A 14390-nucleotide genomic window follows, 5' to 3' on the forward strand; every position below is an offset into this window, starting at 1 on the left:
TAGGTATGGGTTCTCTTCTCGCTGTCGGCGCCCGCGCGCTGACGATGGTCATCGCGCTGGTCTGCGGCGTTCTCACGACACGGATGATCATCGGGGACGCGGGCGTCGGCAGCTTCGCCCTCTACACGCTGCTCACGACGATCCCGTCGCTGCTGACGTTCACCGACCTGGGCAGCGGCGCCGTGCTCGTGAACGCCGTGGCCACGAGCGACGACGTCCGGACGGACGAGAAGCTGCGCTATCAGCTGACCTCCGTCGGACGGGTGCTCCTGCTGTTCGCCGCCTCCGCGATGGCGATCAACACCGTGCTCCTCGCCACCGGAGCCTGGGAGCTCATCTTCGGCGACGCCGGGCAGCAGCCGGGGGCGTCGCTGGCGGCGTTCTTCTGCGTCACGATCTTCTGCCTCGGGATCCCGCTCGGCATCTGGGCGCGGATCATGCTCGGGCAGCGCAAGAACCACATCGTGATCCTGCTGCAGGGCCTCATCTCGCCGCTCACCCTCGCCGGCGTCTGGCTGCTCCTCACGTTCGGCGGCGACGACCTCCACTCCTATGCGGCCATGGCATCCTTCGCCGCGTCGCTCATCGTCTCGATCCTGGGCGTGCTCATCACGGCGCGCACCACCTCGCCGCTGATCCCGGAGGCCGCCCGCATGGTGCTGCGGCCGCGACGCTTCCCCGGCGTCCGGGTCATGGACGTCGGCTGGCCGATGCTGGCGCAGATGGTGACCTATCCCATCGCGGTCGGGTCGCAGCGCTACGTGATCGCGCAGCTCGGCGGCCCCACCGATGTCGCGGAGTACGGGGTGGCCGGCCAGGTGTTCTTCGCGCTCAACGGCCTCGTGATGGCCGGTGGTCTCGCCCTCTGGCCGCACTTCGCCCGCATGCGGCACCAGGGCGACCTGCGCCGCGGGCCGTTCCTGCTGTCCGCGCTGTTCGCCACGGCGGTCGCCCTCGCGACGGTCATGGTGTGGCTGGTCGGCCCCTGGCTGTTCGGATTCATCACCCAGGGGGAGCTGGAGGTGCGGCCGACCACGATCTTCGCGTTCGGACTCATGATCATGCTCACGGCGGCCGTGTACCCGCTGGGCATGTTCATCATGGACAAGCCGGGCATCCGCTTCCAGGTGATCCCGACTTTGAGCATGGCCGCCGTCGGGATCATTCTCGCGTTCGTGCTCACGCCGATCCTCGGCATCGTCGGCCCGCTGGTCGGCGTCGCGTTCGCGCTGCTGGTCTGCCAGCTGATCCCGTTCTCGATCTACATCGTGCGCAACCGGGCACGGCTGACCGCCGAGGCCCCCGCATCGGTGTGACCCGCGGGCGTTCCTCGCGGGTCAGTCCAGGACGCCGGCGGTGACGCCGGCGCGGTAGACCGCGGGAGCGTGCCGACGCAGGGCCTCGTCCCGGCTCGCCGCGACGCCGGCGACATGGTCGTCCCAGCGCGTGCGGACCTCCGCGAGCGCGGTCGCGATCGCGTCGGCATCGTCCGGTGCGACCAGCTGCGCGGTGGCGTAGCCGCCCGCGGCTTCCCGCAGGCCGCTGCTGTCGCTCGCGATGACGGGACGGAGCCCGAGTACGCCCTCGACGGCCGTGTTCCCGAACGGCTCGTCCACTCGGGACGGTACGACCAGGACGTCGGCCTCGGCGAGGAAGGGCCAGATGTCGGGGTGGAACCCGGCGAAGGTGACGGGGACCCCGGTCTCGTCGGCCCGCGCGCGCAGATCGCGCTCGAACCACTCGTAGCCCTCGAAGACCGCGCCGAGCAGCGTGACCTCGATCGGGCTGCCCGCGGCCTGAAGCGCGGCGGCGGCGTCGATGACCAGATCGGGACCCTTCCGCGGCGAGAGTCGGCCCACGTAGAGCACGCGGAGGGGGCCGTCGAGGCGGGAGCGCGGCGGAGCAGGGTGCTCCGGTGACGCGACGCCGTTGGCGACCACGCGGGTCCGGTCGGCGAGGGCCGGGAGCGCGCGCCGGATCGTGTCCAGGCTGAACCGGCTGTTCACCAGGGTCCGGGCGGAGGCGAGGTGCGGCGCGTAGAGAAGCCGATTCACCAGCGTGCTGCCGGAGGCCTCGGCCTCATGCACGTGGCTGACCGCGCGCGTGCCCCGGAGCCGGGCGACGAGAGGCCACTGCGGGATGATGATCGTCGACACGTAGACGGCGTCGGGACGGACGCGTCCGATCAGCCGCCACGCCGCGCCGAGGCCGCGGAACATGTCGCGGAAGAGGCGGGGCAGCCCCGCGGGTGAGCAGGACCTTGCGCAGCACGAGCATCGGCAGGATGACGACCTCCGCGCCGGCCTCTCGCAGCGGGGCGACGAGGAGACCGGTGCTCGGCAGGGCGACCACGACGCGGGCCCCCGCCTCGACGAGGCCGGTCGCGCTCTCGAGGAGCATGCGGTCGGACCCGAACATCTCCGCTCCGGGATGCACCAGGAGGACGGTCTTGCGGTTCTCTCGCGCGGTCATCGGGCGGCGTCCGCGGGGGCAGGGGCCCAGTCCGTGCTCCGTCGGCGTGCGCGCCGGGCGGAGGGATGGATGCTCGAGCCCTCGGCGAGGCGGCGAGCGAGGTCTTCGTACTCGTCGGCCACGTCGTCCCACCGGAACCGGGTCCGGGCGATCTCCTGCACCGCCGCGGCGTGCGCGTCGCGTGCGGCCGCATCGCCCTCGGCGGCGGTCACATGCGCGGCGACGTCGTCCGCATCGGCGAAGAACCACCCGTTGCCGTCGAGCACTTCGCGGTTGAAGGGCACCTCGTAGCCGATCACGGCCGTGCCCGCTCCCATGGCGCGGAGGAGCGACGGATTGGTGCCGCCGACGGAGTGCCCGTGCAGGTAGGTGGCGGCGTGCGCGTAGAGCGCGTCGAGGAGCTCCTGGTCGTAGACGCCGCCGACGAGGCGGATCCGCTCGTCTCCCTCGGCGGCGTTCCGGATCTCCTGGATGTACCCGGCCGCGTACGGTGCAGACCCGACGACCACGAGCGGCAGGCGCGCGGCGCTGGCCCGGTAGCCGCGGACGATCTCGAGCACATGGTTCTCCGGCTCGAAGCGCGCGACGACGAGGTGGTAGCCGCCGGGCGTGAGGTCCATCTCGGCCAGACGATGCGTCGGGGGCTCGTCGAGGATCGGTGCACCGTAGCGGATCAGCTCCGTCGGCACGTCGAACTGATGGCGGTAGTAGTCGGAGATGCCGGGGGCGTCGGCGATGAGCGCGTCGGCGGTGCGGACGCCGAACTGCTCGGCCCAGCGATAGTAGGCCTTGCCGCGCGGACCCCACTTCGAACGGCGCCACTCCAGACCGTCCATGTGCAGGGCGACCGGCGCGCGACGCAGCCGGAGCAGGGGGAGGAACGGCGAGTTCGCGGCGTTGAAGACGAAGGTCGCGTCGGGCCGGCGGTGGACGAGCAGATGCAGGGCCGAGAGCCCGGTGTGGCTGAGCGTCTCGACCTGCTTCACGGGGACGGCGGGCAGATGCACCACGCGCATGCCGAGGTACCGCTTCTCCCGGTGCTCGGAGCCGCGGGTATACACGACGACGTCGTGCCCGCGGTCGGCCAGCCGTCGTCCGACCTCCTCGATGGCCGTCTCGAACCCGCCGTACGCGGCAGGCACGCCGCGGGTCCCCACCATCGCGATCGTGAGGGGTGTCCTAGTGCTCATCCGCTCAGTATGCCCCGCTCGGCTGCGCCATGACCTTCGCCGTGCGCCACATGATCTGCAGATCGTTCATGACCGACCAGTTCTCCACGTACCGCAGGTCGAGCCGCACGCTCTCGTCCCACGAGAGGTCGCTGCGTCCGGAGACCTGCCACAGGCCCGTGATGCCCGGCTTGATGTAGAGGCGGCGGAACACGGTGCCGTCATAGGCCGTGACCTCGCTGGGCAGCGGCGGACGAGGGCCGACGACGCTCATGTCGCCGACGAGCACGTTCCAGAACTGCGGGAGCTCGTCCAGCGACAGCTTGCGCAGCACCTTCCCGACGCGGGTCACGCGCGGGTCGTCCTTCATCTTGAAGAGCAGGCCGGCGCCCTCGTTCTGCTCCTTGAGCGCCGCGAGCTGCTTCTCGGCGTCGGTGCGCATCGAGCGGAACTTCACCATCTTGAACCGGCGGCCGTCCCGTCCCACGCGCTCCTGGAAGAAGAACACCGGGCCAGGCGAGTCGAGCTTGATGAGCGCGCTGAGCACGGGGGTGAGCAGCGCGATCGGGATGAGCGCGACGGTGGCCACGACGATGTCGAGCGCGCGCTTGAGAAGGTGGACCCCGCCCTCGTAGGTCGGGATCTTCACCTGGATCAGCGGCAGGCCGTCGACCTGGCGCAGCGAGATGCGCGGCCCCGCGACGTCCGTCAGACGGCTCGAGAGCACGAGCTCGGCGGCGGTGCCCTCGAGCTGCCAGCTGAGCTGCTTGACGAAGTCGGGGGACCCCTCGGGGCGGCTCGCCACGATGATGGTGTCCGCCCCGAGCTGTGCCGCCGCCGCGGCGACGGTGTCCAGATCGCCCACGACCGGGTAGATGCTCTCCCCGATCCTGAGCGCGCCGGCATTGCGATCCAGCAGCGTCGTCCCCACGACGTGATAGCCGTTCTCCCCGCCCTTCTGCAGGGAGTCGATCACATACTCGACGTCCTCGGTGGCGCCGACCACCAGTGTCCTCGACGCGAACCGACCGGACAGACGCTGCCGCTGCAGCCAGCGGCGCCAGGTCCAGCGGGCGAAGAGGAGACCGAGCATGCCGACCGGGAGGGCGATGAAGAACAGCGGCTGCAGTCCTTCCCACTCCAGGAGCACGCCCGCGATGGCGGTGATGCCGAAGGCGAGTCCCGCCGCGTGCGCGACGCGACGGTACTCCGTGGCCCCGGACCCGAAGATGGCGGCGGCTCGGCTGTTGAGCGCCGACAGCATCAGGTACCAGGCGAGACCCAGCAATGCGGCGTTGCGCACGGCCTCGATCACCGCGACGCCGGAGACCAGCTGGACCATCGCCGTCAGTGCGACCGCGATCAGGATGACAGCCGCATCCGTGATCCGCAGCCGCATCCGATAGCGACGCTCCCACTGGCGGCGTCGTTCGAGCGTCGCCGACACACGCGGCGTGCTCGCCGCAGGCGTCACCGACGCGGTCGCTCGCGGTGCCGTGATCGGCGTGAAACCCGTACGAGCGATGCTCAGAGCATCCTCGACGGAAGTCATGCCGAGGCCCCTTGAGCCGTGAATGTACGCAGATAACCCCAGTGCGCCATCGTTTCCCCAGTTTTCCCCAGACCGTGAACCCCACGTTCACGGACACGTCTGCGTCCCGACCCCTCGGGTCCTGCTGATGCTTCGCGATCCCACATCGTGAAGGTCCTCGTCGTCCCAACCGACGAGGCGTGCAGCAGGCACTGCAGACGTCCAACACTGTAGCGGATCCGCTCGTCGGAGGGAAGCCGTTCCGCGGACTCGGTGAAATCCGTTCCGGAATACCGCACAGCGCCGGGCGGGCGGGGCTACTCTTTCGCGGTGACCACGCACCAGACACCGAGCACGCGCTTCCACCTGCGTCCCATGGCACCGCGGGACCCGGGGCAGCCCCACCGCACGGCGAGCCCGTTGGAGCTCTTCTTCGACCTCGTCTTCGTCGTGGCCGTGAGCATCGCCTCGGCCCAGCTGCACCACGCGCTGAGCCACGGCGACTTCCTCCACGGCATCACCTCCTACGCCATGCTCTTCTTCGCGATCTGGTGGGCGTGGATGAACTTCACCTGGTTCGCGACGTCGTTCGACACCGACGACTGGCCGTACCGGATCGCCACGTTCGTCCAGATGGCGGGCGTCCTCATCCTCGCCGCCGGAGTCCCGCAGGCGTTCGACGAGGGGAACTTCACGCTCCCCGTCGTCGGCTACGTGGTGATGCGCGTCGCGATGGTGGCCCAATGGCTGCGCGCCTCGCGGACCGAGGAACCGCTCCGGGGCGTCGCGCTCCGCTACGCGCTCGGGATCGCGGTCGTGCAGGTGCTGTGGATCCTGTTCCTGCTCATCCCGTCCGGTCCGGTCCAGCTCGTCGCGTTCGTCGTGTTCGCGCTCATCGAGGTCGGCGTCCCGGTGTTCGCGGAGCGCCGAGGACAGACGCCGTGGCACCCGCACCACATCACCGAGCGCTACGGTCTCTTCACCCTCATCGTGCTGGGCGAGAGCCTTCTCGCCTCCGCGAATGCGATCATCGACGCGCTCGACGAGGTGGAGGCGCTCGGTCCGCTCCTCGCGATCTCGGCGCTGGCCTTCATCGTCACGGCCGCGCTGTGGTGGATCTACTTCTGGCCGCCCCACCACCGGGCCATCACGACCCTGGGGCGTTCCCTGCGCTACGGCTACACGCACTACTTCGTGTTCGCCGCGGCCGCGGCGTTCTCGGCCGGTGTCGAGGTCGAGCTGGATGTGATGACGGGGGAGAGCCACCTCGCCCCGGTGATCGCCACGTTCACCGTCTCGGTGCCGATCGCCGTCTTCCTCCTGGGGATCTGGTGGATCGCGATCCGCGACAACGCCGACCGCGTCGTCAACGCGGTCATCCCCCTCGGCGCGCTGCTCGTCCTGCTCGATCCGTTCGTGCCGGTGCCCGTGGCGCTGACGGCGACGGTCATGGTGGCGATCGTGGTCGTGCTGGTGATCCGGCCGCCCGTTGCTCGGGGAACCGTCGTCACGGACGAGTGATCCGCGGCGTCACACGCTGGCAGCGAAGAGCTCCCGGCATTCGCGGCGCAGGCGCGCGATCGCCTCGCCGTCGCCGCGCAGGTGGCGGATGAGGGCGTGCTGGAGCATGCCGTCCGTGAGCGCGTACGCGAAGAGCGGCGTGAAGCGGCACGGGCGTCCGCAGAGCTCGGAGTAGCGCTCGACCACGCGCCAGATGGCATCCTGCAGGTCGGCCTCGACTTCGGCGATCGTGTCGCCGAAGCCCGACTCGAACAGGGACTGGTTGCGGAGGTCGTACCAGAGCCGGTGCAGGCGGGCGTCGTCGTGCACGCTCCTGGCGAGCTCCTCGGCGGCCCCGGCCGCCAGCTCCTCCGCGGTCTCGGCCCTCTCCAGCACGGCGAGGTAGCGGTCGCCGAGCCCGCCCTTGGATATCCGCACGGCCTCCGCGATGAGGTCGTTCTTGTCGGTGAAGTAGTAGTGCAGCGACCCGTGGGAGAGCTCCGAGTGCTGCGCGATCTCGCGGAGTCCCGTCCGCGCGAACCCCCGCTCGGCGATCGCCTCCAAGGCTGCCTCGGCCAGCGCCCGCCGGCGCAGTGCGAACTTGTCCACCCCTGCGCGTTCCGCGCGCTTGTCCGCTGTCGTCATGCTGTCCCCCGGTCTCGTCCCCTTCGGGATCGGTGCGGGCAATGCTATGGCATCTCGCCCGATCTTGACAGGTGTCCGGGAAAAACTTGACAGGTGCCAAGTGGCATGTTCCACTGGATGCGCCACGGCCGCGCATGTCCCCTGCATGACGGCCGTCTTCGTGGCCGCGCGCGCGATTCCCCCCATCGCCCCGGCCCTGCGTTGTCCGCCGACTTCTTCGAGCGCCAACGCTGCAGAGCGGAGCGATGTCCCCGCATCCTCCGCTCTGCTCCTGACTCCACAGGAGCCCCAGGGATCACGCATAGCTTTTTGATTGTTCACCCGTCGAGCATGGGGGCAACGCCGCCGACGCTCGAGAGGAGCACATCATGAGCCGCATCCCCGAACCGACCCCCACGCCGCAGGGCCCCATGTACGAAGGACGACTGCTGGACCGCGCGGACGAAGAGGTCGTCGACCAGGGCGTCGCCTTCGACCTCCGGACGCTGATGAGCCGTCGCGGGCTGCTGATCGGCGGCGGGCTCGGCCTCGGTGCCGTCGTCCTCGCCGCCTGCGCTCCCGGCGCCACCGGATCGTCGTCGACGACGGCCACCCCCACGCCCAGCGCCACCGGCACGGCGTCGGACACGGTCACGGAGATCCCCGACGAGACCGCCGGCCCCTATCCGGGCGACGGCTCGAACGGTCCGGACGTCCTCGACGAGGCCGGGATCATCCGCCAGGACATCCGCTCGTCCATCGACGGCGGGGCCACGGCAGACGGCGTCCCGCTCTCCTTCGAGCTCCAGATCCTCGACCTCGCGAACGGCGGGGTGCCCTTCGCCGGCGTCGCGGTCTACGCGTGGCACTGCAACGCGCAGGGGGAGTACTCGCTGTACTCGTCCGGGCTCGAGGACGTCTCCTATCTGCGCGGGGTGCAGGTCGCCGACGACGACGGCAAGGTGTCCTTCACCTCCGTCTTCCCCGGGTGCTACTCCGGGCGCTGGCCGCACATCCACTTCGAGGTCTATCCGGATGCGACCGCGATCACCGACGCATCGAACGCGATCGCCACGTCCCAGCTCGCGCTGCCCGAGGACGCCTGCAGTGCGGTCTATGCGGAGACGGCGTACTCCGGATCGGCGGACAATCTCGCCCGGATCTCCCTGACCTCCGACAACGTCTTCGGCGACGACGGCGGGGTGTCGCAGCTCGCTACGACGACGGGGAGCGTCACCGGCGGATACACCGCGACCCTCGTGGTCGGCGTCGACACGACGACCACGCCGAGCGCCGGCGCCGCGCCCACGGGTGGCGGTGGTCGTCCCCCCGGAAGCTGAGGTTCTCGGCGCGTGGTTCGTGGATCTGCTAAGCTGATCGTGCAACGTGTGCGTTTCGCCCCCTCTCGGCCGCCTCGTCGCCACTGATCAGGGCCATCCACGGACCACGCACATCGACGCGCGCGGAATCCGCCCTCGGTCTCTTTCACGCGCGGAGCGCCACAGCGCGCCCGCCCCACAGCAATGAGCATGAGCATGAGTACCACCACCGTCCCTTCCTCCATCCCTCTTACCTGGAAACAGGCCGACGTCGACGTGCACGTCGCCACCCGCAACGGTGAGTTCGCCGGATTCGTCGAGTTCGACGGATCCGCGCACCGGCTGCGCGACGAGCGCGGCACCGACCTCGGGTCGTTCCCGTCGCTCGACGACGCCTTCCGTGCGCTCGCCGCCGCGCACCAGCCCGCCCGGCCGGCGGCATCGCCGGCCCTCCCTCGGACGCGCGGTCGGCGGCCGCGTCGAGCACGGGCCTGAGTCGTATGCCGCCTCGCGTATGCGAGCGCGGTTAGTGTGGCCACAGCGATCGGCAACCGCCCTTGGCTTCTTCAGCTCAAGGGCTCCCGATCGACAGGAGAGCATCATCTCCCGCACATCCTCCCCGTCCGTCACCGCCACCCTCGGCCCGGTGCGTCAGACCTACGCCGGGAACGCCGAGTTCCCGCCTCTCACCCGGGCGTACCGGGACGTGCAGCAGGTCGTGAAGGAAACCGGGCTCCTGCAGCGCACGCCCGTGTTCTACACGCTGGTCGGCGCGGCGCTGGTCGTCGCGTTCGCCGGCTGCGTCGCGGGCTTCCTCCTCCTCGGGGACAGCTGGTTCCAGCTCCTCATCGCCGCCGCCCTCGGGATCGTCTTCACGCAGGTCGCCTTCCTCGCCCATGAGGCGGCGCACCGGCAGATCCTCTCCACGGGACCGGCGAACTTCCGCCTGGCCCGCGTGCTCGCCGGCATCATCGGCATGAGCTACCACTGGTGGGACTCCAAGCACACCCGGCACCACGGCAACCCGAACCAGGTCGGCAAGGACCCCGACATCCAGGTCGACACCATCTCCTTCCTGGAGGAGGATGCGGCGCAGTCGCGTGGCATCGTCCGGCTCATCACGCGCGCGCAGGGGTGGCTCTTCTTCCCCCTCCTGACGCTCGAGGGGCTCAACCTGCACTACCTCGGCCTGAAGCACCTGATGACGCGGAAGAACGTGAAGGGACGATGGACCGAACTCGGTCTCATCGTCCTCCGGTTCGCCGTCCTCCTCGTGCCGCTGTTCCTCCTGCTCCCCGTCGGCATGGCCTTCGCGTTCCTGGGCGTGCAGCTCGCGGTCTTCGGCGTCTACATGGGCGCGTCCTTCGCCCCCAACCACAAGGGCATGCCGGTCATCGCCCCCGAGGCCAAGCTCGACTTCTTCTCGAAGCAGGTGCGCACGTCGCGCAACATCCGTGGCGGATGGTGGGTGACGGGGCTGATGGGCGGCCTCAACCACCAGGTCGAGCACCACCTGTTCCCGAACATGTCGCGGCTGCACCTGTCGAAGGCACGCGGCATCGTGCGCGACTACTGCGCCGCCAACGGCATCCCGTACACGGAGACGAGCCTCGGGCAGTCGTACGCGATCGTCATCGCCTACCTCAACCGCGTGGGCCTGGCGGCGCGCGACCCGTTCGACTGCCCGGCGGCGGCACAGCTCCGCCGTGCCTGAGCACACGGATACGACGAAGGGGCGAGCAGACACCTGCTCGCCCCTTCGTGTCTCTGCGCGGGATCAGCGCTTCGAGTCGTCCGTCTCGATCACGTCGATCGTGATCTTCTCCAGGGGGCGGTCGTCGTCGAACTCGTCGTCGAGGACCTCGTCGCCGCGGAAGGTCTCGACCGATGCCTCGACGACGTCGTCCTCGATGTCGTCGTCGTCCTCGTCGATCGTGGCCTCGGTCACCGCGATCTCGGTGGGAAGGCTGTCGTCGCTGAAGATGCCGTCCGGGCGGATGAGCTCGCGCACCTCGGCCATGAAGCTCGTGAGCTGCTGCTGCTGCCACCGCAGCTGACGGGCGCGGTCCTCGGCGTCGCGGAGGACGGTGGAGGTGTGTCCGGTGACCGCGTCGACGATCTTCTGCGACTTCACGCGGGCACGCTCGAGGATCTCCCTGGCGCGCACCTGGGCGTCGGCCTCGATCGCCTGCGCCTGCGAGCGCATGAGCTTCTCGTAGCCGTCCGCCTTCGCGGAGATGCGCTGCGCGTGCTCCAGCGAGGCCGTGACCTGCTCGTTCGCATCGGTGGTGATGCGCTCGGCGTGGGCGACGGCCTGGTTGTGCAGCACGAGGAACTCCTGCTGCGCGTCGTCCTGACGACGGGTGAGGGTCTCCTCGAACTCCAGCACGCGGGCGTTCATCTCACGGACCTCGCGCTCGGCGTCCGCACGCAGCTGCGTGGTCTCGCGCGTGACCAGCGAGCGGAGCGCGGCGGCGCCCTTCTCTGCCTCGGTGCGGATGGCGGTGGCCTCCTGGGAGGCCTGGCTGACCTTCTCCGCGGCGTGCGCCGCCTCGCGCTCGATGCGCGCCTCGTGGGCCGTGTACTCGGTCTCCATCTTCAGCCGCACCTGGTCGGCGTCGCGCTGCGCCTGCGAGATGATGCGCTCGGCGTCGGCCTCCGCTTCGGCACGCTGCGCGGCCACTTCCTCGCGGGCAGAGGTCATCAGGCGGTCGGCCTGCACGGCGGCGTTCTGGATGAGCACGTTCGCCTGCTCCTCGGCCACCCGCAGGATCGCCTCGAACTGCTGACGCGACGGTGCCTCCTCGCCATCGGCCTGCGGCATGTCGACGAGCTCGGAGGTCAGGGTCGCCACCTGCTGCTCGGCGTCGGAGGCCTTGGCGTTCGCGGCCGCGAGCTCCGCCTCCAGGGCTTCGCGGGCTTCGCGCTCTTCGGCCTTGATGGCCTCGACGGACTCGGCCTCGCGCGCCTTCGCCTCGGCCAGCTCGTCGGCCGCCTGCTGGAGCTGCGTGCGCATCGACGCCAGCGCGGCGTCGACCTCGTTCTTGTCGTAGCCCCGGAAGCCGATCGTGAACGCCGAGGTGGACGAGGAGGACGACTCGCGAGGAGTGGTCTCGATCAGCTGATCGAAGAAGTCCGGCGACCGGTCGTCGTCGCGGGGGGTGCCCGAGGAATCGCTCATGGGTTCAAGCCTTTCTGGCGTGTCCGCGACACGAAGCGGTCTTCGTTTCCGTGGACGGGTTCGCAAGCTCGGGGGAGGAGGCCCCCGGCATGCGCCACGACCGGGTCGTCATCCGTCCCTGCGGGGCGCGGCGCGCGTCTAGCCTAATTGCGTCACCTGGGAATCGTGACCCCTAATTCCAGGCCCTGCGAGCGACGATCAGACCCGGCGGAACCAGCGCGCGTTGCGGTCGTCGAGCTCCGGCCCGCGCTCGAACAGGGAGACGGGCCCGTCGGCCACCTCGATCCCGCGGGTCGCGGCCTCGGCGGACACCAGGGCGCGCAGCTCCCGCCAGAGGGGTGCGGTCTGCGGGAAGCCGAGGTACTCGCGGAAGGTCTCGACGCGCACGAGAGTCCCCGCGCTGCCGGGAACCAATCGCGCGACGGTGTCGTCCGGTTCGACGAAGCGGACGCCCAGCGCGCCGTCCGGGAGCAGCGAGAAGCTCCTGCCTCGCTCCTCGACGATCACGCGCAGCAGCTCCGCCGTGGCCGTCGGGGAGGCGTGGACGAGGAGAGTGGCTCCGAGGTCGGCGAAGATCTCCTCCATCCGCGCGGCGGTGTACCGGGCTCCCGCGCGCTCGCCGGCCGACGATGCGCTGCGCCGCACCCAGCCGCGCAGGAAGGCGGCTCCCACGATGAGGCTGAGGATGACCAGGAAGAGGACGAGGATCAGAGCGGTGTCCAGGGCAGCGACCTTCCGTGCTGAACGTCGGTGCGCGTCAGCGCGGGCCGGTGAGATGGTCCAGCTGAAGGTCGCCGGTGGCGTTGAGTGCCTGCATGATCTCCTGGATGCGTTGCGGGTCCACGGCCGGCGGCTCCGCCTCGTCGAAGCCGAACTGCAGGGGGATCGCGGGATGGATCCAGACGCTCGCTCGCCGGTCGATGCCGCCCTCGGGAGGCTGCCAGGTCATCATGAAGCTCTCCTGACGACGCAGCTTGGTGGCGATGACGATCTTCAGATGCGCGAGCGTCTCGTCCTCGATGAGGATCGGATCCGAGTGCCCGTCGTACCGGAGTCTTCCCATGATGCTGACGGTACACCCCCGTGGGGTCTCACCATCGCGGCGTGAGCGCGGCGGAACGCGAGCGAAGGGGGTGGCGTTCGCGGGGCGGAGCGCCTGGCCTTGGTACGGTGACCGCGGAGGACACCACGTCCCCTGGGGCCGCCGAGCAAGAGAGAACTTCGAGATGAAGCGCACGTCCCGCTTGCGTCTTGGTCGCATCGGGATCGTCGCCGTGCTCGCGATCGTGCTGGGATCGCTGACGCCGGCCCTCACCACGACCGGTTCCGCGAGCGCGGCGTCCGACGGCTACATGGTCTACCCGGCTTCGGGCAACATCCAGTCCAAGGTCGGCGACGGCTGCCTCGGCAACTATCGTGCGCACGACGGCATCGACATCTCGCGGAACGGCGGGACGCCGATCCTGGCGGCGTATGACGGCGTGATCAAGAGCCGCACGTCGAACGGCGGCTACGGCAACTACGTCGATGTGCAGCACCCGGGCGGCTATGTCACCCGATACGCCCACATGGCGGCATCCGGCTGGTACGCACCGGGGACGAAGGTTCTGCGCGGGCAGCAGATCGGCGTCGTCGGGAACACCGGCAACTCCGCCGCGTACCACCTACATTTCGAGGTGTGGCTGAACGGCAAGGTCTACTCCCAGATCAACGACGGATTCACCTGCCTGTCGAACGTCACGCGGGGAGGGACGATCCCGCTGTTCTTCCCGGGTCTCGGGGCGAGCGACTCGGCGGGCATCGACACCGCCGACTTCACCGGTAACGGTAAGGCCGATCTTCTCGTCGTCGCGGGCAACGGGGATCTCAGACTGCGAGCGGGGGACGGCCGCAGCGGCCTCGCCGGACCGACCACCCTGTTCGGAGGCGGGTGGGGGAACTTACGACGGCACATCACGCACTCGGACTTCAACGGAGACGGCCACGCGGACATCCTCGTGGCGCGCTCCGACGGCGCCCTGGAGTACTACGCCGGGAACGGCGCCGGCGGCTTCCGTGCAGCGACCACCCCGGGAGCCGGCTGGTACGGGATGCGTCACGTCACTTCCGGTGCGGACTTCACCGGGGACGGACGGCAGGACGTCATCGGAGTGTCCCCTGCCGGGACTCTCGTGATCTTCCCCGGCAACGGGGCCGGCGGCTTCCGCACTCCGAACGTCACCGTGGGCAACGGCTGGGAGGGTTTCCACTACCTCGTCGCCGGAGACTTCGACGGCGACGGACGGGGTGACCTCATCGGGGTCGCCGGTGATGGCGTGCTGAGGCTCTACACCGGCGCGTCCGGCCTGCGCACCTGGCGTCAGGCCGGGACCGGCTGGCAGGAGTTCACCGAGGTCACCGGCGGCGCGGACTACAACGGGGACGGTCGTGCGGACCTGGTCGCCCGCACGGCGGCAGGACAGCTCTACCTCTATCCCGGCAACGGCGCCGGAGGGTTCGGCACCAAGATCCTCATGGCCTCGGATGCGGCGGACTACCTCGCGATCGAATAGCGCGGGTCGCGTAGCGGGCACCGGCCGACGCGTATCGTGGGC

At 69.8% G+C, this 14390-nt stretch carries 13 protein-coding genes; 6 read left to right on the plus strand and 7 right to left on the minus strand.

What is annotated here, in order from left to right:
• Positions 1-5: 5 nt before the first annotated feature.
• Entirely contained in the window at positions 6-1316 is a 1311-nt protein-coding gene (locus AC2W7E_RS06435; RefSeq protein WP_485988779.1) for an MATE family efflux transporter, read from the plus strand.
• Positions 1317-1337: 21 nt separating this feature from the next.
• Here the strand turns inward: AC2W7E_RS06435 and AC2W7E_RS06440 are convergent, their stop codons facing one another.
• The 3 genes from AC2W7E_RS06440 to AC2W7E_RS06450 form a co-directional block, all read right to left on the minus strand.
• Complete coding sequence (locus tag AC2W7E_RS06440) at positions 1338-2219, minus strand: glycosyltransferase (protein ID WP_485988780.1); 882 nt, start codon at positions 2217-2219, stop codon at positions 1338-1340.
• 249 nt (positions 2220-2468) lie between these two features.
• Complete coding sequence (locus AC2W7E_RS06445; RefSeq protein WP_485988781.1) at positions 2469-3662, minus strand: DUF1972 domain-containing protein; 1194 nt, start codon at positions 3660-3662, stop codon at positions 2469-2471.
• A 4-nt stretch (positions 3663-3666) separates the two neighbouring features.
• On the minus strand, positions 3667-5193 hold the full coding sequence (locus AC2W7E_RS06450) for a sugar transferase (protein WP_025104608.1): 1527 nt from the start codon (positions 5191-5193) through the stop codon (positions 3667-3669).
• Positions 5194-5547: 354 nt separating this feature from the next.
• On the opposite strand from AC2W7E_RS06450, the gene AC2W7E_RS06455 reads away from it, so the two are divergent.
• Positions 5548-6693 carry a low temperature requirement protein A gene (locus tag AC2W7E_RS06455; protein WP_485988868.1) on the plus strand — a complete coding sequence of 382 codons (1146 nt, stop codon included), beginning with the start codon at positions 5548-5550 and terminating at the stop codon, positions 6691-6693.
• A gap of 9 nt (positions 6694-6702) precedes the next feature.
• Here AC2W7E_RS06455 and AC2W7E_RS06460 read toward each other — a convergent pair whose 3' ends face one another.
• Positions 6703-7317, minus strand: a complete 615-nt coding sequence (locus AC2W7E_RS06460; protein WP_025104606.1) for a TetR/AcrR family transcriptional regulator — start codon at positions 7315-7317, stop codon at positions 6703-6705.
• A 368-nt stretch (positions 7318-7685) separates the two neighbouring features.
• On the opposite strand from AC2W7E_RS06460, the gene AC2W7E_RS06465 reads away from it, so the two are divergent.
• From AC2W7E_RS06465 to AC2W7E_RS06475, 3 genes are all read left to right on the plus strand, one after another.
• Positions 7686-8636: an intradiol ring-cleavage dioxygenase gene (locus AC2W7E_RS06465; protein WP_303708537.1), complete on the plus strand. Its 951-nt coding sequence runs from the start codon at positions 7686-7688 to the stop codon at positions 8634-8636.
• Positions 8637-8831: 195 nt separating this feature from the next.
• Positions 8832-9110, plus strand: coding sequence for a hypothetical protein (locus tag AC2W7E_RS06470; protein WP_303708536.1), 279 nt, complete (start codon positions 8832-8834; stop codon positions 9108-9110).
• Between the two features lie 151 nt (positions 9111-9261).
• On the plus strand, positions 9262-10329 hold the full coding sequence (locus AC2W7E_RS06475) for a fatty acid desaturase family protein (RefSeq protein WP_485988782.1): 1068 nt from the start codon (positions 9262-9264) through the stop codon (positions 10327-10329).
• Positions 10330-10392: 63 nt separating this feature from the next.
• Here the strand turns inward: AC2W7E_RS06475 and AC2W7E_RS06480 are convergent, their stop codons facing one another.
• From AC2W7E_RS06480 to AC2W7E_RS06490, 3 genes are all read right to left on the minus strand, one after another.
• Entirely contained in the window at positions 10393-11796 is a 1404-nt protein-coding gene (locus tag AC2W7E_RS06480; protein WP_025104602.1) for a coiled-coil domain-containing protein, read from the minus strand.
• Between the two features lie 198 nt (positions 11797-11994).
• Entirely contained in the window at positions 11995-12468 is a 474-nt protein-coding gene (locus AC2W7E_RS06485) for a hypothetical protein (RefSeq protein ID WP_082749978.1), read from the minus strand.
• A gap of 85 nt (positions 12469-12553) precedes the next feature.
• The gene (locus tag AC2W7E_RS06490; protein ID WP_315108721.1) at positions 12554-12859 is read right to left on the minus strand and encodes a DUF7882 family protein; all 306 of its coding nucleotides are present in this window, start codon (positions 12857-12859) and stop codon (positions 12554-12556) included.
• A gap of 163 nt (positions 12860-13022) precedes the next feature.
• On the opposite strand from AC2W7E_RS06490, the gene AC2W7E_RS06495 reads away from it, so the two are divergent.
• Positions 13023-14348: a VCBS repeat domain-containing M23 family metallopeptidase gene (locus AC2W7E_RS06495; RefSeq protein ID WP_315108718.1), complete on the plus strand. Its 1326-nt coding sequence runs from the start codon at positions 13023-13025 to the stop codon at positions 14346-14348.
• The last annotated feature ends 42 nt before the right edge of the window (positions 14349-14390 follow it).

It is taken from the genome of Microbacterium sp. CFSPD4_SD4, from assembly GCF_057364585.1.

What these genes read in the sequence shown, in the direction of transcription:
- AC2W7E_RS06445 (WP_485988781.1), bottom strand. Translation starts at nt 3,662, where the DNA reads ATGAGCACTAGGACACCCCTCACGATCGCGATGGTGGGGACCCGCGGC.
- AC2W7E_RS06440 (WP_485988780.1), bottom strand. Translation starts at nt 2,219, where the DNA reads ATGTTCCGCGGCCTCGGCGCGGCGTGGCGGCTGATCGGACGCGTCCGT.
- AC2W7E_RS06480 (WP_025104602.1), bottom strand. Translation starts at nt 11,796, where the DNA reads ATGAGCGATTCCTCGGGCACCCCCCGCGACGACGACCGGTCGCCGGAC.
- AC2W7E_RS06495 (WP_315108718.1), top strand. Translation starts at nt 13,023, where the DNA reads ATGAAGCGCACGTCCCGCTTGCGTCTTGGTCGCATCGGGATCGTCGCC.
- AC2W7E_RS06450 (WP_025104608.1), bottom strand. Translation starts at nt 5,193, where the DNA reads ATGACTTCCGTCGAGGATGCTCTGAGCATCGCTCGTACGGGTTTCACG.
- AC2W7E_RS06435 (WP_485988779.1), top strand. Translation starts at nt 6, where the DNA reads ATGGGTTCTCTTCTCGCTGTCGGCGCCCGCGCGCTGACGATGGTCATC.
- AC2W7E_RS06470 (WP_303708536.1), top strand. Translation starts at nt 8,832, where the DNA reads ATGAGTACCACCACCGTCCCTTCCTCCATCCCTCTTACCTGGAAACAG.
- AC2W7E_RS06490 (WP_315108721.1), bottom strand. Translation starts at nt 12,859, where the DNA reads ATGGGAAGACTCCGGTACGACGGGCACTCGGATCCGATCCTCATCGAG.
- AC2W7E_RS06455 (WP_485988868.1), top strand. Translation starts at nt 5,548, where the DNA reads ATGGCACCGCGGGACCCGGGGCAGCCCCACCGCACGGCGAGCCCGTTG.
- AC2W7E_RS06465 (WP_303708537.1), top strand. Translation starts at nt 7,686, where the DNA reads ATGAGCCGCATCCCCGAACCGACCCCCACGCCGCAGGGCCCCATGTAC.
- AC2W7E_RS06460 (WP_025104606.1), bottom strand. Translation starts at nt 7,317, where the DNA reads ATGACGACAGCGGACAAGCGCGCGGAACGCGCAGGGGTGGACAAGTTC.